Below are 22,305 nucleotides of genomic sequence, written 5' to 3'. Positions count from 1 at the left end.
GTATTGTAGCAGAATGCGTCGTAAAACAAAAAGAACCACGTCACCCTTAAAACTTTCAATGGATGACGTGGCTCTTATATGAATGCTACTGCACCGAATCGAGTGCAATTGTCAAAATGCGTTACAGCTTAGCAATTGTTTCTGTAAGAACAGGAACGATTTGCGATTTACGGGATACTACACCTCTGAGAAGTGCTTTATTGTCATCAAGCTTAACATTGTACGCCGTTTCTACTGCACCTGCAACACGACCCAGAGCCAGACCCACAGAATCGTTATTGAGGATATCTGTAACTACAAACAGGAACAGATCCAATTCTTTTTCAGCAATAATGGAAGTAAGTGCAGTTTCCAGTTCAGCTTGTTTGGAGAGAACATCATTAACATCCACCGCGTTCACTTGAGCGATTTCAACTTTGTATTCACCCATTTTGAATTCCTTTGCATCCAAGGAAATCAGTTGAGCGATACTCTTGTCGCTAAGGTCAGCTCCAGCTTTCAGCATATCGAGACCGTAGCTTTCTGCATCTACACCAGCGATTTCAGCAAGCTCACGTGCTGCAGCTACATCTTCCGCAGTGCAAGTTGGTGATTTAAACAGCAAGGAATCAGAAATGATCGCAGACAGCATCAATCCGGCGATTTCTTTAGGGATTACAATTCCGTTTTCTTTATACAACTTGTTAAGAATAGTAGCAGTACAGCCTACTGGCTCAGCACGATAGTATAACGGATGTGCAGTTTCAAAGTTTGCGATCCGGTGATGGTCGATAACTTCAACCACGCGCACTTGATCAATGTCATTTGCACTTTGTTGGCGTTCGTTATGGTCAACAAGAATAACCTGATTTGCTTCACCAGCTACGTTCTCTACCAGTCGAGGAGCAGCGACTCCGAAATGGTCAAGCGCAAATTGCGTTTCACCACTAACCTCACCCAGACGAATTGCCTCAGCATCCCAGCCCAATTCCTTTTTGAGTGCAGCATAAGCAATTGCAGAACAAATCGTATCCGTATCCGGATTTTTGTGTCCAAAAACCAAAGTTTTTTCCATTTCCAATCTCCTTACTATGTTTTAGTGAGATTAATATACCATACATTGATAGCGGCTTCCAGATTGTGTGGTTTGAAAAATGCTTTATCGGCATTCAATTAGCCTCTTCTAGGGTTGCTCACGCCCTAGTCTTTGGAAGTGGTACCGGCTTGTCCTCCCCATGCAGTGGCTCATTATCTGAGAAAAGATTAGGATTTTCTGTCAGCATCTGGCTTAGAATATTCGTTGTTTCTACCGTCCCGCATATCCTAACCAGCGCATCGCCAAAATGCCCCTTACGCATAGCACCGCCTTCTTCAAGCTCGCGTTCCACTTTCCAAAAATGCTCAGACCAAGAGAGGCCACAGTGTCTGCGAGAAGGCACCATGATTTCATCGCCACCTGGCGTCACCGTATATAGCTCCTCATAGGTATCCGTCATTCTGCCTGGAATATCGACCCACTCTTCAATGCCATGGATGAACGTATTCCGCCGAAGATCGACTCCCAGCAGGACAATTTCCGCCTTTCGATCAAGTAGCTTGCCCCATGCTGAACCACGGGCGCACGGCGTATCCCAGCGTTCATCTCCCGTGGTGAACTCCTCAGCATCTGCACCTAAAGCCGCTACAGAATGTGTCGGATGCCAAGAGCGAGTAACATTTGGACGTTTACGGAACAACTCCGGTAATATCCCTACACAAGAAGGGGAATCTTGAACAGAGAACCTTGGATTGTCTGCATTAATATAAGCCCATGTATGGGTTGGCAATACGAGCAGTCCGTCCTTCATATATTCACTGAGTACATCCAATACTGTGTTCGCGCCTCCATCTACTTCTCCAATGCTTTTTAATGAGGAATGGACCAGAATAGTCCCATGTGAATCAAGCTTTAGCTCCTGCAATTGTTTCATCAAGCTAGTTGTTGTGTGCAATGTACGCTCTCCTTATGTATGAACTGGATTTTATGATGCATAAACATCTACTTGCAAAAACCGCTTTTTACTATTAAAATTATAGCTACTTAATAATACTCACTTAATATTTTAAAGATCACAATATAACTTACTCACATTTAGCATTTACACGGAGGTAATTACACATGACATTAATATTAAAAGGACTACACCACGTATCCGCAATTACAGGTAACGCACAGGAAAACTTTAGGTTCTATACCGAAGTACTTGGACTGCGTCTCATTAAAAAGACAGTAAACCAGGATGATATTTCAGTGTATCATTTATTCTATGGTGATGAGAAGGGTAACCCCGGAACCGAATTAACTTTCTTCGAGCTCCCGATGGCGGGCCGCAACCGTGCAGGCAACAACAGCATTTCCGCGCTCTCCCTTCGGGTGCCAAACGATGCCGCACTTCTCTACTGGGAGCAGCGCTTCACCGAGCTTGACGTTGAGCATGGGACGATTCAAACAATCGGCGGCCGCCAGACTTTAGCCTTCCGTGATCATGAAGGGCAACGTTTCATACTAGTATCCGACGAGAATGATAAGGGTGTTGCCGCTGGCATCCCTTGGGCAAAAAGCCCGGTACCTGCTGAGTATGGGATTATTGGCCTAGGTCCCGCACATCTTACAGTAGAAAGTGCAGAGCATACTGCGGCTGTACTGGAGCAATTGCTTGGCTTCCGCCGCAAAAGCACTCATCCTTCCACAGTAGCAGGACAGCCAGATGTGATTGTATTCGAGACTGGAGAAGGCGGGTCAGGTGCAGAGGTTCACCTAGAGGAACGTAATGATCTAGAGCAGGAACATTTAGGTCGAGGCGGGGTACACCATGTCGCATTCCGCGTGGACAACGAGGAGGAATTGAAGCAATGGGTCCAGCATATACGCACTGCTCAGCTTCCTAACTCCGGATTCGTGGATCGTTTTTACTTCCGCTCCCTTTATTTCCGCGAGCCTAACGGCATTCTTTTTGAGCTAGCTACAGACGGACCAGGCTTTGCAACAGATGAGCCGATGGAAAGTTTGGGTGAATCTCTTGCTCTGCCACCATTTCTGGAATCGAAACGCCAGCAAATCGAAGCTTATCTGAAGCCGCTGGATACTCGGCAATAAGATCCTTCAGCTCACTTAATAAAAGGTGTGAGTCGCTATGCGCTCACACCTTTTATTATTGAAGATCAGCTGTCTTGCCTACAATGTCTAAGAGCTCCGACAGAACTCGAATTTCGTATTTCGGTTGAACACCCGACGAATTCTCTTTACCGAGCGGGTTAAACCAGCAAGTATCGATCCCATAATTGATTCCGCCTTGAATGTCAGAGGTTAAGGAGTCCCCTACAATCAGTACTTTTTCCCTATCCGAAATCCCCAATTTGGCAAAAGCATAATCAAAAATCCCTGTCTCCGGCTTCTGACAACCAGCCTCCTCTGAAATAATGATCTGCTCAAAGGTTTCACTAAGCGGTGATCCTTGGATTCTGGAAGTTTGCACTTCTTTAATTCCGTTCGTAATGATTGCTAATCGGCAGCCGGCAAGCTCCTCGCACAGCTCGATCGCTCCCTGGATCAGAAAGGTTCCCTCGCCTAAGAAACGCAGATATGCTTCACTAAACGCCTCAGGATCTAGCTCCAGCGCATTCGCAGCGAATAACCGATTAAACCGTTCCACGCGTAATGCCGCAGAACTAATCTTCCCCTGCTCCAAATCCCGCCACAGCGCATGATTAATCTCCTGATAACTGGCAGCATAATCCTCAGCACCTGTGGGCATCCCAACATGTAGAAATGCGTTAGATAACGCGTGACTTTCTGCCATTCCGTAATCAAACAGTGTATCATCAGCATCGAATAAAATAACGTCGTATTTCATCATATCCCCCAAAACTCTTTTCTCAAAAAGGTACTACAGTGATACAATCAAGTCAACTTATCAGTCAGACGACAAAAATTTACTTTTTTAAGGTAGTTTTAAGCGAACTGTGTTATTTTAAAAAGAAAACGGTGGTGAGCGTCATATTATACGTTTTATCGTTTCTAATGTCTTTTTCTATCGTATACTTTCTAATTCCGCCGCTCGGCAGACTAGCTTTCCGACTTGATTTTGTGGACAAGCCTCGTCAAGACGTTGAGCGTAAAATCCATAGAGAACCTATACCGCTTACGGCCAGTTATGCCATATTCATCGGGTTCTTCATCACTTACCTGGTCTTTGCCCGGGAATTTTCCATGGAGACCGTCGCACTGTTTGCAGGGGGTGTGCTGCTACTAACTATTGGTACCATAGATGACTGGTACAAAACAAAGGGTAAGGATTTCCCGGCACTGCCCAAAATGATTGTGCAGGTTAGTGCGGCTGTTCTTGTTTATTTTTCCGGCAACGCATTTACCGGATTCTATAATCCCTTCTCAGGGGATTATATCGTTCTACCCGTTGTATTACAGTTTCTATTGACGATTATCTGGATCTTCGGCGTAACCACTGTCATTAATTTCTCGGATGGTATGGATGGTTTGGCTGGCGCCTTAACTGCTATTTCGGCCATAACACTATTTATTGTCGCATTAACTAAGGGGCAGTCCTCTTCAGCGATTATGGCGATTGCGCTCGTCGGCGTTACCATTGCTTATCTACGTTATAATAAACCGCCTGCCAAAATCTTTATGGGCGACGCCGGGGCTACCTTTCTTGGTTTTATCCTTGCGGTAATCGCACTCGACGGTGCGTTTAAGCAAGCCACGGCCCTGTCGCTGTTCATCCCGATTCTGGCGCTGGGCGTTCCGATCTTCGACAATATTTTTGTCGTCGTCAAACGCTTTATCCAAGGCAAGTCCATTTATCAGGCCGACGCAACCCAGGCTCATTACCGCCTGCTCCGTGCAGGTCTGAGCCAAAAGCAAGTCGTTGCCGTGTTATGCTTGATCAGCGTTTGTCTATCCTTATCCTCTATCATCCTGTTGTTGATCGAGACTTAGCCTATACAACCCTTTGAAGACATAAAACGAGCAAGATTCCAACTGGAATCTTGCTCGTTTTATATTCAAAGCTTTTCGGGCGTGGCGGATTACAGGGACTTGATGGGAGATAGCCAAGAGTGAGTCAGAACTGTAGCAAGCTGTGTTATAAGGTATATAAGGGCTTCTAATTCTACTACGCTATATGGCAATCATTGTCGAGTCCGATAGCCGATAGCTCATCCATGAAGTTGCTCCTTCGTGTTACTAGCGGCATTTCTCAGCTTCTCCACAACTCCCCCTACACATACGCCACTACTCAGCATTCCACCCTCTGTTCCCTCCAACTCAGTCTCCCGAGTCAGCCATCGCTCTCTTGTGTAAACTCAGCTAACCTACGGTAGATCCCTACGATCTCCTCCATTGGCATTCGAACCAATCCACTGGAAGAGGGGGCGACAAATTCACGCACACCATCTACCGTTGGAGACACGTTTCCTTGAAATCCCCATTCTGCTTTTTTTCTCCGACTAAACTCTGTATATACACCTTTTCCAACGAAGCAAGCGACTTGTGGGCGATAAAGCGCCAGCTTGGAACGAAGCAACTCGCGGCCCTCATTATATTCCTCACGAGTGATATCGTCGATCCCGCGTGTTGGCCTGGCAACAATATTCGTAAAACCATAACCCAGCTTAAGCAGCTCTCCGTCCTCAGACGCGTCGTACAACCGAGGAGTAAGTCCTGAATTGTGTAAGATTCTCCAGAAATTATTTCGCGGATTCGCGTAATGATGCCCAACCTCGCCAGAACGGATACTCGGGTTAAATCCAATAAAAACAATTTGTAATCCGTGATCTAAATGATCTGGAATTTCGTCCATGTGATTCTGCCTCCTACCAAAAGACGTTCTTATTCAACTATGAGTGTACACATTAAGACAGGAAGATGGAATAGGTTCTGCCAGCCATACCTCTTACCCGCATAATAAAAGGTTACACCATTTGACCAGTTCTAATCGTATCAACCGTTAGCAGCGTCAATTCCCCCCGGCGGCTTCCGGCCATACTGGCGAAATGTGACCCTTCGGAGTCATCCAGCTTACCAGTTCCATTGCCCCGTTTCACACGCATACAAAATGCGGACTTGTTCTTCAGATTCAATGGTCCGAAGCTGCTGAATGATCGATTGATATATTTCTGATTTATGAATCCCTCTCTTTAACCTTCTAAGTATTTGCAAAAAAGACCATGGACTCCATCGTCCATGGCCAGGCTTCACCTAAATAACATATCTCCAAAAGCATAATCCAACTATCCAGTTTATGTAAACCGGTAGTCTTTATCTGCAATCTTCTACCTTATTCTGAGCTTATTTCAGCAAAACCTTCAATTCAGGCGTCATATCCGATGCTTTTAACATTACGAAATCGCTATAACCCTCTTTATACATCAATTTCACAATGTAGTTGCCATTTTCAACTCCATAATTGAATTGATTATCCACAATATCCGTTAATAGTGCCTTATCCTTCGTAACAATTGTACGATTCTTTTCACGTGCAAGTATTAGCCTTTGTTCAGGACTAGTAGGATTCTTAGGTGTTTGCTTATCCATATAGTCATCTTTTATTATTTCTGCCGATTGTATATCTTCAGCGGTTGTTCGTACTTTATCCGTATAACCCTTTTCGACCATCCATTTTTCTAACTCATGGAAAGAAGACTTCCACGGATAATAATAACCGTAATTTACAGATGGCCGATCACTTTCCTCTTTTACCTTTACCTGTGTTTGGATATTAGCCACATCAGGTCTTCCGTCCTTATCTACCTGTACCTCATAGGACATATTCAAAATTTCATGCTTGATAATCTCCTTTAACTCTGAAATTTCCCCGGGATCAGAGATGGCTACTTTTTTATTCCTGTTGGTAATCCACATATAATCCAGGTCTTTGTCTAACAGAGTTAAATTATAGTTTTCATACTTGAAAGCTTCAGTATCCTTAACCGCCTTGATCTCTGATTCAAACCCCTTATTAGGGATCCAGTATTCCCTCACTAACTTGTGACCATTCTCCAATTGATAAGCCAGAGTAAAGTATTCATAAACGTATTGTTGTGAGGTATGTTCTGGACGTACTGCAACTACCGCTTGATGAAACTTACGGACAGCTTCTATATAATCTTTATCATGCGAAAATGGATCCTGTCCCATATAAGGTGTAGTTGAATAATCATCTATTGGGGTATACCACCGGTAGTTAGATCCCATATATACACCGCTAATCCTTTCACCGGAAGGCACTCTGGCTTCATACCCCGTAACACTTGATACCGGAATATACAGAAGTAACCCCAGCATTACTGCATAAACCGAAAACTCGGCTAACACTTTACGCGTCATAATCTGCCATGTTTTTCGAATAATCATTTCTGCGGCAATATAACCAATAATGGCTCCAATGGCATATCCGCCAATCACCCAGCCTATTTGCTGTTGCTTCATTTGTGCAAAATAAGTTCCGGAGATAAGCATGGCACATAACATAACTCCTGCTTTAAAAAGTGGATTGAAATATCCAAAAGCAATAGCCTGGCCGGCTTTTTCAGTATTACGTTTACGGTATAGCAGGTAGGATAATCCAATAAATAAAAGTGACAATACTCCATAGATCCATAATTCGGTATTGGTGTATGGTTTGCCGGTAAAATAATACATAATATGAACAAACGGAGACCACATCTGTGATTTAGAATCTAGGAATCTTACATTTGCATTTGCATATCCATAAAGATACATGGCTAAATGGCTATTGCCTAATGAAATCAGTACAGCAGGAAGAATAAGCAAAATATAAACGATAATTCCCTGAAGAATAGATTGGCCCGTGCATATTCCCACAAAAACACTAAAGCAGAAGAGGAACAAAGTCAAAATACTAACGGTGATACACCATTGCCAAATATCTGCGCCTTGAAAAATATAAAAATTGCCACTCCATGGCTTAACAACTGCAACCACCCCAGCAGTTAACCAAACAGGCAACAGCAGTAATATAAGTCCACTTGTCAAATGAGCTGTAAATAAATGCCCTCTGCGTAAAGGCAAGCTATGAAAGAGATCTGAGGGTGATTTTGCTTGAAGGTACCGGAACAAAAAGAGTCCAGCTGCAATAGGGATCGTAATAATAAACAAGGCTTGCACACTACCAGCGATGCGAAATAGATGTTCAATTTCCTGCGGTTTCTCATTCGGATTATTGCTCATGAACAGCTGCAGTGGAAGTGCGAACAATAAGCCAAGTGCATAGATAATCCCTATCCAGCCATGCTGGCGGAAGTTCTGGCGAATAATACTGCTATTAAAGTAGTACCGGCTGCGCGTCATATCCGACATCCCCCATTTCATAAATAAAGATCTCTTCTAACGTCAACGGAAGCAAATCGAATACGTATGGCTCATATACCTGAAAGGCCGCTTTGATTCGCTCACGATCCCCTTTTACTATGTACAGGTTCACGCTCCCCCGGCGTTCTTGATGTAAAATTTGCAGCTTCGCTGATATCGGAATTTCATGCCGCTCATCTCGGAAGGCCACTTGAATCTTATGAGTGTCCGCCTTAAGATCATCCAGATCCTTCTCAATCAACATCTTACCACCATGCATAATCCCTACATGATCGCATAGGTCCTCGATCTCACGAAGATTATGTGAAGAAATGATTACCGTCAGCTCGCGTTCAGCAACCTCCTGAAATAGCAGGTTTTTGATCTGGCGTCGCATTACCGGATCTAACCCGTCAATCGGCTCATCCATAATAAGCACATCTGGCATACAGCTTAAACATAACCAGAATGACGCTTGCCGCTGCATCCCTTTGGAGAAACGACTAAGCTTACGCTTCTTATCGAGCTGAAAGACGGTCCCCAAATCTTCAAAACGCTTCTGATTCCAGCTCGGATAGATCGAGCGATAGAAGGCTGCCATTTGCAGCATGTTGGATTGCGGGAAAAAGTAAGGAGAATCCGGCATAAAAATAACCCGTTGCTTAGTTGTCGGGTGTTCGAATACCGCTTCACCATCCACCTTCACGGTCCCCTTATCCGGAAAGTAAATGCCTGCCAAGGTCTTCAGCAGCGTAGTTTTACCCGCTCCATTAGACCCGAGCAGCCCATAAATTGTCCCTTTATGTACCGTTAAAGAGATATCATCAACGGCCTTCTCCCCTTGAAATAACTTGCTGACTCCTCGAATCTCAATCATTACTCTTCCCCCCTTCTCTCTGCTTTTCCACTTGTCGGTACAATGAACTAATCTCAGCGGCGGTGAACCCAAGATATACCGCTTCCACCATCAGTCTAAGCAACTCATCACGTACTTCAGCTTTTTTAATCTCATTCTGTTCTTTTTTCATTGGGGCTACAAAACTCCCTTTCCCCTGCAGTGAATAAATATACCCCTCACGTTCCAATTCACGGTAAGCCTTCTGAATCGTATTGGGATTCACGGTTAGCTGCTGGGATAATGTCCTTACCGAAGGCAGTTGTTCATCAGTCTGCAAAATACCATGTAAAATCATCTCCTTGACCTTATCGGTCAGCTGCTCATAAATCGGCTTGCGACTGCGAACGTCCAATTCGAACATAACCATCCTCCTTTCACTGTCTTGCATTAAATCCATCATGACGTGTATTAACTGTACTACTATTATTAATACAGTTTAATCTTTATGTCAACGCAAAAAAACCCACACAGTGGTTTATAACTGTGTGGGTTTTTCTCATAAATAGACACTTTATTAGCTTGAGCTATTCACACTCTCGACTCTTGATTCAAAAAAATTCGAGTGCGTTCCTGCTGTGGATGATCAAAAATCTGCTCAGGTGTTCCAGACTCCGTGATCTCACCGTTGTCCATGAAAATCACACGATCGGCCACATCACGGGCAAAATTCATCTCATGAGTGACAACAATCATCGTCATATTCTCCTCAGCAAGTTGACGTATGACGCGTAGTACCTCGCCCGTGAGTTCAGGATCAAGCGCGGAAGTGGGTTCATCGAACAATAGAATATCAGGATTGAGCATTAATGCTCTCGCTATAGCAACCCGTTGCTTCTGTCCACCTGACAGCTTTGCAGGATACACATCCGCTTTTTCAGCAAGTCCTACCTTATAAAGTAAGTTCTCGCTTCTAGCCGTAATCTCCTTCACGCTTTCTCGCTTCAACATCCTTGGAGCTAGCTCTAGATTGCCTCGCACCGTTAAATGTGGAAATAGGTTAAAGTGTTGAAACACCATTCCCATGGCCGCCGTGATCTCACGAATACTTGCTCCACTAGCGTATTTTCCATTCGCCACGAGCGGCTTGCCTTGGATGAAGATGCTTCCACCCGTAATTTCCTCTAGATGTACTAGACTACGCAGCATCGTACTCTTACCCGAACCTGAAGGCCCTATAACAGCGACGGCTTCACCCGCCTGGATATTGAAACTAACCTTCTTCAACACATCCAATTTGCCGAAGGATTTCTGTAAATCACTTACTTCTATCATGTTACTCATATTCAGACAGTCCTCTACTCGAATTTAAAACGTTTCTCCAGTCCTTTGAAGAATAAAGTGAGCACCAGCGTCATCAGTAAGTAAATCACTCCCGCCACTACAAAGGGGGTTACAGTAAAGTCTCGATTCACTGCTGTTTTTGCATAGTTCAGTAGCTCAGGCACAGCAACGGCATACAGCAGAGCCGTATCTTTGACCAAGGAAATCGATTCATTTGCCACGGCTGGCAAAGCTACCCTAAACATTTGAGCTAGAATTACCTTGCGCAGCGTTTGCCATTTACTCAGTCCGAGTACTTTAGCTGCTTCATGCTGCCCTTTATCAATGGAGAGCATACCCCCACGGAAGATCTCCGCGAAGTAGGCCCCATAGTTAAGAATAAATCCAAGACTCGCCGCAACGAAGCGGTCCATGACCAGATATTGCCCAATCACCGGAATCTGTGGTAAACCAAAGCAAAAAAATAACAATTGCAGTAAAAGTGGTGTTCCCCGCATGACATAGATATAGGTATGTGCAATCCAAGCCACGGGCTTGATCGCACTCTTCGCCATCAAAGTGACTAGGAACCCGAGCGGAATCGACACCAAAATAACAATAAGAAACAATAAAATAGTTGTACGCGCGCCTTCTAACATCGGCCCGGAAATTTGTATTATATAATCCATTTTCATTTCTCCAATAAACTCTGTATATTGACCTGCTATTTCAATACCTTATTCTCACCAAACCACTTCGTGGAGATCTTCTCAGCCGTTCCGTCATTGTTCATTTCATCCAAAGCCTTTTGAAGTTCTTCCAGTAGTGCCTCATTGCCTTTCTTAATTCCAATACCGTACTGCTCAGGAGCAAGCGATTCATCTAGTAGCTTAAAGGTATCAGGCTCTTTTGACATATAATATCTGGCTACCACTTCATCAATGACTACACCGTCCAGGCGCTTAGTCTTCAAATCTGTGAGCGCTAGCACATTATCCGGAAATTCCGACAGATTAGCAATTTGGTCTTTAATCGGATTAGCATTTAAAGCATCGGCAGCAGAGGATAGACTTTGAAGTCCTACCTCTTTACCAGCCAAATCCTCAAGCTTTGAAATAGTGGAATCCGCTAATACGACTACTACCTGACTATTCTCAAGATAAGGCTTTGTGAATAACACCTTTTCCTTACGTTCATCTGTGATGGTATAACCATTCCAAATCATATCAATGCGCCCACTATTCAGTTCTGACTCCTTAGCTGACCAGTCAATAGGCTGAAAAGTGATTTCTTTGCCCATTTTCTCAGCTGCAGCTCCGGCATAGTCGATATCAAACCCAACAATTTCATTGTTCTCATCTCTAAAGCCCATTGGAGCGAACTTATCATCAATCCCGATTACCAGCTTTCCGTCCTTGCTCCCAGAAGACGAACAGCCTGATAAAGCTGCAATAACCATGATCATAAATAAAACTAAAAATGCATTCTTCTTCATCTCTTTTATCCCCCATCGTTGACACAGCGCCGTGTGCTTTAGTTCGCTAATACGTTATCAGAGTATCATGATAACATGACAAATTAACTACGTCGATAGATTAGGTAAGCCTACATGTGTCAAATCTACAAAGATTTCAGACAACAAAAAAAAGACGACAGATCAAATCTGTCGCCATAACAATGAAAATGATTTAATTTTACTATCAGAGTTAGCGCTTATCGTTCCAAAAATTGTTAGGCTCCATATCCGAAGTAATAATACGGAACGCATAGCCTTCTTTCTTCAGTGCCTCTAGGATGCGTGGAAGAACTTTAAGTGTAGCCTTTTGATCATGCATTAGAATCACCGGGGTGCTCTTCTTCAGATTATGAACCTCTCTCATAACTGTATTATAGATAGAATTACTATCGTTCTTATATCGCCAATCCTCAGAGTCAACGTTCCAATCCCACAGATGGTACCCTTGCGTTAATATCTTATCTCTATAAGCTTTTGTTAAATAAGGTTTACTGCCATAAGGTGTACGAATCAGTGTTGTACTTTGACCCGTAATCTTCTTCAGAATTGCATTATCGTCATTCATCTCTTTTAACGCAGAGGCTGGAGAAGCATAAAATTTATCTTTCACATGTGTCATGCCGTGTAAAGCAGGTGCATGTCCCTCTTTCACTAAGCGTTTCACTTGAGACGCATGTGCGTTCATGTTATTTCCTAACATAAAGAAAGTTGCTTTGGCATCATACTTCGCCAAAATATCAAGTAGTTGAGAGGTAGTAGCAGATGGACCATCATCAAAGCTAAGATATACGACTTTCCCCTTTGTGCCTGTCGTCCCTGTAGGTACATTTTGTTGCAAATCCTTTTTATATTGGTTCACGAATGCAGCATCGTCTAATTTAGCCCCGGAATTATACACTCTTAATAGAGATTGAGCTGGCTTAAACGAAATTGAAAATCCAAGATGAGAGGTCATCTTCACAGGAACCATCGTTCTACCATTTTCAACAAATGTTATCAGCGGAATAGTCTTTCCATTAGGGAGAAGCGCTGTTGCATGATCATTCAGCAGTTCGATGGAACCGTTGTTCCCTTGAACATGAATTCCAACACCCTGAAGGGTAAGATTCAGATTCAGTTCTAGGGACAAATCACGCAGTGAAACATAATATGTATCCTTTATCGACACTGCATCAATTTTAGTTAATTTATCGTTCACCCCTAATTTCAGGGATCCTGTCGCACCCGCTGCATTCACTGTATCTATCTTTCGTACCAAACCCGTACATACGAATAGTACTATAAATAAAAGCCACACTTTCTTTTTAAACATCTTAAAAAATCTCCCATCTCGTATATTTACCTATAACATTATCATAGATTAATAGATAGAAATTTGAGAGATTGTAACTTAATACAGAATAATTTGTTACCCTTTTCTACGTTCGCAGATATTTCGACAAAATTCACCAAATTCTAATTTCGACCAAATCCTGTCACACCAACAAAAAATGGTTAAATTCCAATCCTTTTGCACAAAATAGATGTGTCCAAATTAGCAACTTTAGTAAATTATTGAACAAAGTTTGAACAGAAATAAATAACCATTAAACAGCGTAGCTACAGTGATCTTTATCATATCATTAGGAACTTGTAACAAATTGATCACACATATTTAACTTGATCGCCATTATTAAGGTCTATTATGGCTAAGATGGAAAAATAAGTCTTTTGCTTTCTTTCTCATTAGTTCTTACTATATATGAAGGTAATGATGAGGGTTAATTAATAGAAGTATTGAAGGAAGGAGCTTAAGCATGAACAAAAAGGGACCGTTATACGCTTTATTTCTCAGCCTAATTTTACTCTTGCCAGGATGCAGTTCAATCGCTGTTCTGAATCCGAAGGGGCCGGCTGCGAGAACTCTGTCTGACACGATCATCCTCTCCATTGTTGTGATGCTCGGTGTTCTAGCAGTTGTCTACATCTTATATGTCTTTGTACTTTTGAAGTACCGCGCTAAGAAAAGTAACGAAGATTATATTCCTCCTCACGAGGAAGGAAACAAATGGTTGGAGGCTATCTGGATTACAATCCCGATTATTATCGTGGCATTCCTCTCCGTGGTCACTGTCAAAACGACAGTAGATGTAGAAAACGTTGCAGCGGATTATAAAGATCAGAAACCGCTTGTAATCTACGCTTCCTCCTCCAACTGGAAATGGCATTTCAGCTATCCTGAGGAAGGTATTGAAACCGTGAACTACGTGAACATTCCAGTTCACCGCGCTGTCGAGTTCAGATTGTACTCTTTCGGTACGATCTCAAGTCTCTGGATCCCTCAATTGGGAGGACAGAAATATGCGATGAGTGACATGCTTACCACTTTGCATCTTTCAGCGGATACTGTAGGTTCTTATACCGGAAGAAATGCGAACTTTAATGGTAAGGGTTTTGCCCACATGGAGTTTGAAGCCCTTGCGATGACTGATAAGGACTATCAAGAATGGGTAAAAGACGTTAAAGAAACAGCAGGTCCATTAACCGAAGATGAATTCAAAAATCTTTTGAAAATGGAATATGTCGGACGCAAAACATACACCAACACTCACTTATCCTTTAGCCCTCCTCCGGGAGATCATGGCGACCATATGAGCAATAATGGTAAAGAAATGGATATGGATAATGGAACTATGGAACATCAGGATAATAAAGAAATTCATCCGTCTCCTGCACCATCTAGCGAGACAGAATTTAACAGCGAACCTAATCCAGAACTGGATGAACAGAGCACTACACATGAAGGACATTAGTCCATGTTAATTGAGCAACTTGAAAGGAGCGATTCCTAATGGATTGGGATAAATTTAAGGTCCACGGCGAACCCCTGATTTACGGGGCTATGGCAAGTATTGTTTTAGCTACAATCGGGATTATCGTCGGACTAACCTATTTTAAAAAATGGGGATATTTATGGCGCGAATGGTTAACTACCGTTGACCACAAACGTATCGGGGTTATGTATATCCTTGCTGCGCTACTAATGCTTTTCCGCGGCGGCGTTGACGCTATTATGATGAAGCTGCAAACGGCAGCCCCAGACATGAAATTTCTTGACGCACAGCATTACAACGAGGTATTTACAACACACGGCTTGATCATGATCCTCTTTATGGCCATGCCGTTTATTATCGGTTTGATGAACGTTATCGTACCGCTACAAATCGGTGCCAGAGACGTTGCCTTCCCGCGTCTTAATGCCGTCAGCTTCTGGCTCTTCTTCTTCGGAGCAATGCTGCTTAACATTTCGTTTGTTATCGGGGGATCACCAGATGCTGGCTGGTCTGCATACTTCCCACTAGCAAGTATAGAGTTCAGCCCAACGGTGGGTAACAACTACTATTCGCTCGCGCTTCAAATATCTGGTATCGGTACACTCCTCACAGGCGTTAACTTTATTGTAACGATTCTGAAGATGCGTGCTCCAGGTATGAAATTGATGAAAATGCCAATGTTTACATGGTCCGTGCTAATCACGAACGTAATTATCGTATTCGCTTTCCCAGTGCTTACGGTTGCGCTCGCTTTGATGATGTTCGACCGGTTATTCGGCTCTCAATTCTTCACGATGGCCAACGGCGGTATGGATATGTTATGGGCCAACCTTTTCTGGGTATGGGGACATCCAGAAGTATATATCGTTGTACTACCTGCCTTCGGTATTTATAGTGAAATTATCGCCACCTTCTCCAAAAAGAACCTGTATGGATATACATCCATGGTCTTTAGTATGTTGATCATCTCCCTCTTGTCCTTCTTAGTATGGGCTCACCATTTCTATACAATGGGTCAAGGCGCTATGGTTAACAGTTTCTTCTCGATTACTACTATGGCCATTGCCGTTCCAACAGGTGTGAAAATATTCAACTGGCTATTCACCTTACGAAAAGGGCGAATATCATTTACGACGCCGATGCTATATTCGCTCGCCTTTATCCCGATCTTTACGATTGGTGGGGTAACAGGTGTCATGCTGGCCATGGCCAGCGCCGATTATCAGTACCATAATACAATGTTCCTGGTGGCGCATTTCCACTACGTTCTCATTCCAGGTGCTGTATTCGCCGTTATCGCAGGTTTCCACTACTGGTTCCCTAAAGTATTCGGCTTCCGTTTGAACGAACGCCTTGGTAAACATGCCTTCTGGTGGATTATTATTTCCTTTAACGTATCGTTCTTCCCACTATTCCTTCTCGGACTTAAGGGAATGACACGTCGACAATACACTTATTCTGCGGATACCGGATTTGGTCCGCTCAGTATGGTCTCGTTCATAGGGGCGATAGGTCTTACAGTCGGATTTGTAATTCTGGTGTATAACATCTACTGGAGTACACGTTATGAACCAAGAGATACAAATGGAGATCCATGGGATGCACGTACTCTGGAGTGGGCAACGAAAAGTCCGATTCCGGCTTACAACTTCGCAGTGGTTCCAACCGTAAAAACACGCGATGCCTACTGGTTCTCTAAACAAGACAACGTACCTTTATACGAAGACAAGATTACTAAGATTCATATGCCTAGTAATTCAGGCAAACCATTTATTCTGGGTGTTATCTTCTTCATTGCAGGATTCTCTCTGGTATTCAGTCTCTGGATTCCGGCCATCCTCTCTGGAGTAGGTATCCTCATCGTTCTAGCTGCTATGTCCTTCGATCGGGATCACGGATTCTACATCCCTGCAGAAGAAGTTATTGCTACTGAAAAGAAATTGCGGGGTGAGACAATATGAAAATAGATGCGTCTAAGCCGCTTGAATACTCAACAGAAGAGAATAGTAATAAAATCTTTGGCTTCTGGGTCTTTCTAGGAGCAGAGATTGCACTGTTCGCTACGTTGTTCACTGTTTACTTTGTAATGGTAGACCGTTTTGCCAGCGGCCCTAGCGGGCCGGACCTTTTTGAAATTGGTCCAGTGATGATCGAAACATTACTGCTGTTGACAAGCTCATTTACGATCGGTCTTGCAGTTCATGCTATGCGGCATGGTTACCAAAAAGCTATGATGGTCTTTTTCGGACTAACCCTGTTAATGGGTCTTGGCTTCCTTGGTATTGAAATCACGGAGTTTGTCACTTATGTTCACGAAGGGGCTACACTTCAAACCAGCGGATTCCTATCCAGTCTCTTTGTACTGCTGGGAACACACGGAGCTCACGTATCGTTCGGGTTCCTGTGGGGTGCGGCTATCTTAATCCAGTTGAAGCGTCAAGGTATTACTCCGGCTACGGCCAATAAATCCTTTATCTTCTCGCTGTACTGGCATTTCTTGGACGTTGTCTGGATCTTTATTTTCAGCTTCGTCTATCTGAAAGGACTGATGTAGCATGATGAAGCAACTGTTTCCAATTCGCCATGTGATGGGTTTCTTAGCCTCTCTTGTCCTTTCTGTGGCTGCACTTGCTGTAATCTACCTTGATCTATCTAATAGTGCGAACATGGCTATCCTGCTTATTACAGCGCTCATTCAGGCTTCCCTGCAGCTCTTCCTGTTCATGCATATTGGGGAATCAGCTGATACCAAGAAAGAACTCTACATCAATATCGCCTATGCCTTATTCGTTGGCTTAGTTACGATCTTTGGTACGCTCTTCATCTTCGTATGGGGCTGGTATGCTTAACTCCATTCAATAACACACAAAAGGACGTCTCCAAAGCCTAAATGGCTCTGGGACGTCCTTTTTTTTCATTTCGCGTTATAATCTAAATTGCGCTAAAGTCTTCTGCAGATCTTCCGCCAGCACCGCTAAATACTGAGCTGATGCGGACATTTCCTCCATAGCAGACAGTTGCTGCTGACTAGCTGCGCTGGTGTCCTGAACACCCACTGCCCCTTTATTGGATATAGCATTGACCTGCACCATTGCTGCCGCCACACCTTGTGACTCTAAGGAGACATGCGCAACCGCCTCTCTAATCTCTTCCGTCTGCAGCGTAGCTTCTTTAATAGAACTTTGAATCTCATGAAACGCTTGAGATACGAGCTGACTTTGAGCTACGCCGATAGAGACTAGCTCAGAGCCGAAAGCCATTGATTCTACTGCTCTTTCAGTTTGCTTTTGAATATGCGTAATAATATCTGTTACTTTCAGTGAACTGTTTCTCGTCGCTTCTGCAAGACCCCGAATTTCTCCAGCAACTACAGCAAAGCCGCGTCCATGTTCTCCAGCTCTCGCTGCTTCGATAGAAGCATTAAGCGCCAGCAGGTTCGTCTGTGTTGCAATTCCGTTAATCGTAGTAATAATTGTATTTATATCCTGAGACAGATGCCCGAGGTTACTAATAATCTCTTGGCTCTGAGTTACGCCGGAGTCGATTTCCTTCATCTGTTCAATGATGTTATCTACAGCGATTACCCCACGATCTGTTGAACCAGAAGCGACTCCCATAAGGTCGGACATTTCAAAACTGCTACTTTCTACGGCCGAAATATTATTGGTCATAGCTTGTATAGACTGAGAGGTACGATCAATGCTTTCCGTCTGTTCATCAAACCCCGCTGCAATCTCTCCTGAAGATTCGGCGATCATTTGCGAAGCCAGCGAGGTCTGCTCCGCACTAGCGCTCATCTCTTGCGATGAGGCTGATAACAATTCTGCACTCTCCGCAATGCCTTGCATCATCTTCCGTAAGCTCTCCAGCATATTGTTAAATGAGCTATTAATTTGGCCGATTTCATCCTTAGCGGTATACGTTGCCGTGACGGTTAAATCTCCATTTTCCGCCCGCTTCATTAAACTTTGCAGTTCCTTAAGAGGTTTCGTAATCAGTCGAATGATTGCAACGCTAAGCACGATACAAATGATCCAAGAGAACGTTATCAACACTATACTTTTAGTCTTCATGCTCTTAGCGGTAGCCGTAGACTCTGAATTATGATCTCCAGCTCCCTTTAGCAGCGAATCGCTTATTCCTTTAAGCATATTGATCATTTTCTCACGAGAATTACTAAACTCACCTGTGAATACTTGAAAGGCCTCTTGACTACCTTTGCTATCCGCAATCTGAATAATACTGTCTCTTTGTGCACGATAGTCTGTTAAGGAGGACTCATATTCCTTTATTTTACTCACTACCGTACTATCTTTGTACTGGACGGTCTTCAACTTGTTCAAAAGATTATTATTTTCCTGCACTTTCTCCGTAATGCTCTCTTTCAGTTGTTTGTTCTTGTTTACATCAACGCTAATCAAGCGCTCCAAGAGAAAAGCTTCAATTGCCCGATTGTTTGTACGCATTTGTCCCACGTAAGAAACAGGCAACAAGTTTTCATTATACGTCTCTGTTGTTTTTTTGGCCATTTTGTCCAAAGTGATAAAGCCAGTTACCCCCACAATGTTCAACATAACTACAGAAAATACCAATAGAATCCCAATTTTAAATTTCACTTTCATATTCTTCATCTGCATTCCGCCTTCTCATGATCTTACTAACTATCTATTTTTATCGGTAAGAAAGGCGAATAGTGTGATGATTTTTAAATAAAATCATGAATAAAATGTCGAAAAAAAGTTTCTCTTGTCAAATAATGCAACGAATGAAAAGAAAAACGGACACTAGATCCGCTAATACTCCGAATCGTAGTGTCCGTCTAACGAATAATCAATCGTACTTATTCACCCAATGAATAGTACCAATATAATATATCACCGTTCTCTAAAATGTAGCTGTCCGCACTGATACTTGGATCAGCATCTCTATTCGTCTTATACTTCCATCCACTGCTAGGTCCGCCATCAAATTCGGACAAACCATTTATAGATTTCACGTATTTACTTCCAGCGTTTCCGGATGATACTACCTTATCGCCCAATTGACTAATCAATAAGCTATAAGCTGTTTCACCTTCTTTTAGCGATACTGTTGTACTGTTCAGAATCGTACCCTTCTTGTTATCCCCAACGACTGAAATGGTAGCCGTAGCTTTATCAGGAGCAATAACATCTGAAGGAATGTTTAGGGACTGAGTATAACGCGCCACACTAGGCACACTATCCTTAACATATCCGGTAACAATGATCGTATAGGTATTCGCTGGTAGACCTTGGTCAAATGCAGCTACCCCCTTAGCATTTGTGATCGCCTTCTGATCACCGATCAAGACCTGCACACCAGCGGCTGGAGAAGTCACTGGATCAGAAGTAAAGGTATCCTTATTCCACACCCATTGTTTCTGAGAAACTGTTACTGTGAAAGCTTCACCCGGCTTCGGCTGTACAGAGGATACAACCGCAGTATCAACAACCTGTGTGGTTTCTCCGGCATAATATACAAGAACACGGTCCGATTCCTGTAATTCAAAAGCATCCATACCCACACTTGGATAGATCCATTCGCCGCTACGCCATACTACGAAGCTCCACCAGCCATCATAAAGGCCTTGAGTAACTCCATGAATGCCCGATACAAAATTACCATACGACGATTTCGTGATATCTACTTTAAAATCATTGGATAACCCCAATTGCTGCAAAGCTTCAAGCGCATTGGAAGCCTTTAAAGTCCCCTCACCGATCAATCCTTGCGGACCCTCCACGGAAAGTGAAGCCGTTACATTCTTAGGAATTACCTTTAGATCTTGCGTATATTTAGCTATCGATGGTGCTTTTCCTTCACGATAGCCTGTTACTGTCAGCTTGTAATCACCTGCCGGAACATTCCCTGAGAATAACGCCTCGCCTTTAGCATTCGTTGTTACGATGCGATTTCCAATTTGGACCTGAACGGCAGAAGCTTTGGCAGTTACCGGGGAGGACGTATTCGTTACAGCGTCCCATTTCCATGTCTTACTAGTCACTACTACAGTAAAAGAATCGCCCTCTTTAGGGCTTGGTTTAGACACCGTTACCGAATCTACAAGTTTAGTATCATCTCCAGCATAATAAACCAGCACCTGATCTGAATCTTTAAGCGCAAAATCACTCATTCCAACATCAGGGTTGATCCATTGAGAGTTACGGGATACGGCATACATCCATCCGTCATAGCCGCCGTAGCTTCCAGCGGAAATGTTTCCAATTCCAGTGACATATGCACCGGAAGGATTCGTGATCGGCAAGTTCGTCTGAAGAGCCAACTTCTCTAGTGCACCAAGCACGTTACTGGCATATCCATATCCCTGTACTAAAGTACTCTTAGGACCCTCTACAGTAACAGGTGCATAGATTAAGGCATTCTGAACGGATGACTTAGAAAAATCGTATAATTTACTGTTACTGTCTTTATAGAGTAGATTGTAAGCTACAAGCGCCTGAAGGCCCTGCTCTGTAGCTAGAATATTACTGCTTCCGTCACGGCTATGCGCGAAGCTTCCGTCAGCTAGACGGTAGCTCAGCAGGTTACCCATCAGATTCACTTTATTCTTGGTATATTCTAATCCACTTGGATCTACACCGAAGGATGTGAGACCTAGAATAGCTTGTGCAGCGCTCTCAGCACTATCTCCGTAACCTCCATGACTATCCTGAGCATTAGATAGCCAAGATACGGCTTGTAGCCCTGCTGTGTAAGCTTCTGGATTACGCTTATGCGCCGCTAGAGCGGTTAAAGCTATCGCTGTCATATCTGGCTCACTCGCGCCTGTCGTTAAGGCAAAGCCACCATCTTGATTTTGCTTGGAGAGAATTTCAGCAATGAGCTTATCCGCAGTCCATTTCGCGTTATATGGAATATTATATTTACCAGAGTCCAGTGCGAGCAAAGCATATACTGGATTATTAAGTGTCTGTCCACTGATTTTGTCATGATTATAGATCTTCTCTATTAAGTTATAGCCAGGTGTTGTTCCGCTTCCAGCAAAGTTGGTAGGATCAGCACCAATTGCTCTTACTGCGAGCACAATTCTCGCATAATCCGTTACGTTCGCGAAATTGCCCTCTGCATCCTTCACCTTTTTCTCAAGAGCTAGACGGTAACCTGCTGGCAGTTTGTATCCCGCTTGAGCCAGTCCAATCGCTTGCCAATCCGACTGCACGCCACCCTTTAAAATAAACTCTGCAGCTGTATAGGTCGCATCCGCAACATTAATTCGCTCCGCCTGAGCAGCTGCATCGTTAGATTCATCTAGTCCGGTGCTAACACCTGCCTCTGCAAAGATGGTTCCTGCCGGAGCAAGGGGTGTTCCTAAAATTGAAATGACCATGAATATGGCCAGTCCAAGTACAAAAAACTTGGAGGTGACTACTTTCTTCATTGTTCAACCTCTTTCTATAAAGGAATGGATACTACATAAAATAAGAGCGCA

The 22,305-nt window shown here is 43.4% G+C and carries 20 protein-coding genes; 6 read left to right on the top strand and 14 right to left on the bottom strand.

The features are described 5' to 3' along the window. Positions 1-121: 121 nt before the first annotated feature. Both CA600_RS16780 and CA600_RS16775 read right to left on the bottom strand, forming a co-directional pair. Positions 122-1,054: a manganese-dependent inorganic pyrophosphatase gene (locus CA600_RS16780; protein ID WP_094871533.1), complete on the bottom strand. Its 933-nt coding sequence runs from the start codon at positions 1,052-1,054 to the stop codon at positions 122-124. A 118-nt stretch (positions 1,055-1,172) separates the two neighbouring features. Beyond that, on the bottom strand, positions 1,173-1,970 hold the full coding sequence (locus CA600_RS16775) for an AAC(3) family N-acetyltransferase (protein WP_094871532.1): 798 nt from the start codon (positions 1,968-1,970) through the stop codon (positions 1,173-1,175). A gap of 167 nt (positions 1,971-2,137) precedes the next feature. On the opposite strand from CA600_RS16775, the gene CA600_RS16770 reads away from it, so the two are divergent. Next, positions 2,138-3,115 carry a ring-cleaving dioxygenase gene (locus CA600_RS16770; protein ID WP_094871530.1) on the top strand — a complete coding sequence of 326 codons (978 nt, stop codon included), beginning with the start codon at positions 2,138-2,140 and terminating at the stop codon, positions 3,113-3,115. Between the two features lie 55 nt (positions 3,116-3,170). Here the strand turns inward: CA600_RS16770 and CA600_RS16765 are convergent, their stop codons facing one another. Then, entirely contained in the window at positions 3,171-3,872 is a 702-nt protein-coding gene (locus tag CA600_RS16765) for a YjjG family noncanonical pyrimidine nucleotidase (RefSeq protein ID WP_094871529.1), read from the bottom strand. Between the two features lie 167 nt (positions 3,873-4,039). On the opposite strand from CA600_RS16765, the gene CA600_RS16760 reads away from it, so the two are divergent. Then, on the top strand, positions 4,040-4,975 hold the full coding sequence (locus CA600_RS16760; RefSeq protein WP_094871567.1) for an MraY family glycosyltransferase: 936 nt from the start codon (positions 4,040-4,042) through the stop codon (positions 4,973-4,975). 340 nt (positions 4,976-5,315) lie between these two features. On the opposite strand, the gene CA600_RS16755 is transcribed toward CA600_RS16760, so the two are convergent. The 9 genes from CA600_RS16755 to CA600_RS16720 all read right to left on the bottom strand — a co-directional run bounded on the left by CA600_RS16755 (position 5,316) and on the right by CA600_RS16720 (position 13,333). Next, complete coding sequence (locus CA600_RS16755; RefSeq protein ID WP_094871527.1) at positions 5,316-5,837, bottom strand: mismatch-specific DNA-glycosylase; 522 nt, start codon at positions 5,835-5,837, stop codon at positions 5,316-5,318. A gap of 112 nt (positions 5,838-5,949) precedes the next feature. Further along, complete coding sequence (locus CA600_RS32115) at positions 5,950-6,117, bottom strand: hypothetical protein (protein ID WP_179281647.1); 168 nt, start codon at positions 6,115-6,117, stop codon at positions 5,950-5,952. Between the two features lie 208 nt (positions 6,118-6,325). Further along, entirely contained in the window at positions 6,326-8,347 is a 2,022-nt protein-coding gene (locus tag CA600_RS16750) for a hypothetical protein (protein WP_094871526.1), read from the bottom strand. Then, on the bottom strand, positions 8,322-9,224 hold the full coding sequence (locus CA600_RS16745) for an ABC transporter ATP-binding protein (RefSeq protein WP_094871524.1): 903 nt from the start codon (positions 9,222-9,224) through the stop codon (positions 8,322-8,324). The genes CA600_RS16750 and CA600_RS16745 overlap by 26 nt, the downstream gene beginning before the upstream one ends. Next, on the bottom strand, positions 9,217-9,606 hold the full coding sequence (locus CA600_RS16740) for a GntR family transcriptional regulator (RefSeq protein ID WP_094871522.1): 390 nt from the start codon (positions 9,604-9,606) through the stop codon (positions 9,217-9,219). The genes CA600_RS16745 and CA600_RS16740 overlap by 8 nt, the downstream gene beginning before the upstream one ends. Positions 9,607-9,773: 167 nt before the next feature. Further along, positions 9,774-10,526 (bottom strand): amino acid ABC transporter ATP-binding protein, encoded by a 753-nt coding sequence (locus CA600_RS16735; RefSeq protein WP_373455890.1) that lies wholly within the window; start codon positions 10,524-10,526, stop codon positions 9,774-9,776. Between the two features lie 14 nt (positions 10,527-10,540). Next, entirely contained in the window at positions 10,541-11,200 is a 660-nt protein-coding gene (locus CA600_RS16730; protein WP_094871519.1) for an amino acid ABC transporter permease, read from the bottom strand. A gap of 29 nt (positions 11,201-11,229) precedes the next feature. Beyond that, entirely contained in the window at positions 11,230-12,000 is a 771-nt protein-coding gene (locus tag CA600_RS16725; protein ID WP_094871518.1) for an amino acid ABC transporter substrate-binding protein, read from the bottom strand. Between the two features lie 211 nt (positions 12,001-12,211). Next, complete coding sequence (locus CA600_RS16720) at positions 12,212-13,333, bottom strand: polysaccharide deacetylase (RefSeq protein WP_256989882.1); 1,122 nt, start codon at positions 13,331-13,333, stop codon at positions 12,212-12,214. A gap of 484 nt (positions 13,334-13,817) precedes the next feature. Between CA600_RS16720 and qoxA the strand changes: the two genes are divergently transcribed. From qoxA to qoxD, 4 genes are read left to right on the top strand one after another with little or no spacing between them, the layout of a single operon-like run. After that, entirely contained in the window at positions 13,818-14,813 is a 996-nt protein-coding gene (gene qoxA, locus CA600_RS16715) for a cytochrome aa3 quinol oxidase subunit II (protein ID WP_094871516.1), read from the top strand. A gap of 38 nt (positions 14,814-14,851) precedes the next feature. Continuing rightward, a complete protein-coding gene (gene qoxB / locus CA600_RS16710; protein ID WP_042185110.1) occupies positions 14,852-16,795 on the top strand; it encodes a cytochrome aa3 quinol oxidase subunit I in 1,944 nt (647 codons plus the stop codon). Beyond that, positions 16,792-17,388 (top strand): cytochrome aa3 quinol oxidase subunit III, encoded by a 597-nt coding sequence (gene qoxC, locus CA600_RS16705; protein WP_094871514.1) that lies wholly within the window; start codon positions 16,792-16,794, stop codon positions 17,386-17,388. The genes qoxB and qoxC overlap by 4 nt, the downstream gene beginning before the upstream one ends. Position 17,389: 1 nt before the next feature. Continuing rightward, entirely contained in the window at positions 17,390-17,683 is a 294-nt protein-coding gene (qoxD, locus tag CA600_RS16700; RefSeq protein ID WP_179281646.1) for a cytochrome aa3 quinol oxidase subunit IV, read from the top strand. Positions 17,684-17,758: 75 nt separating this feature from the next. On the opposite strand, the gene CA600_RS16695 is transcribed toward qoxD, so the two are convergent. Next, a complete protein-coding gene (locus CA600_RS16695; RefSeq protein WP_179281645.1) occupies positions 17,759-19,465 on the bottom strand; it encodes a methyl-accepting chemotaxis protein in 1,707 nt (568 codons plus the stop codon). Positions 19,466-19,674: 209 nt separating this feature from the next. Beyond that, positions 19,675-22,254, bottom strand: a complete 2,580-nt coding sequence (locus CA600_RS16690) for a DUF4430 domain-containing protein (RefSeq protein ID WP_094871511.1) — start codon at positions 22,252-22,254, stop codon at positions 19,675-19,677. Between the last annotated feature and the right edge of the window lie 51 nt (positions 22,255-22,305).

The sequence above is a fragment of the Paenibacillus sp. VTT E-133280 genome, from assembly GCF_002264385.1.
In the GTDB taxonomy this organism is placed as follows: Bacteria; Bacillota; Bacilli; order Paenibacillales; family Paenibacillaceae; genus Paenibacillus_AQ; species Paenibacillus_AQ nitricinens.
This window is presented reverse-complemented; position numbering and strand designations above follow the sequence as displayed.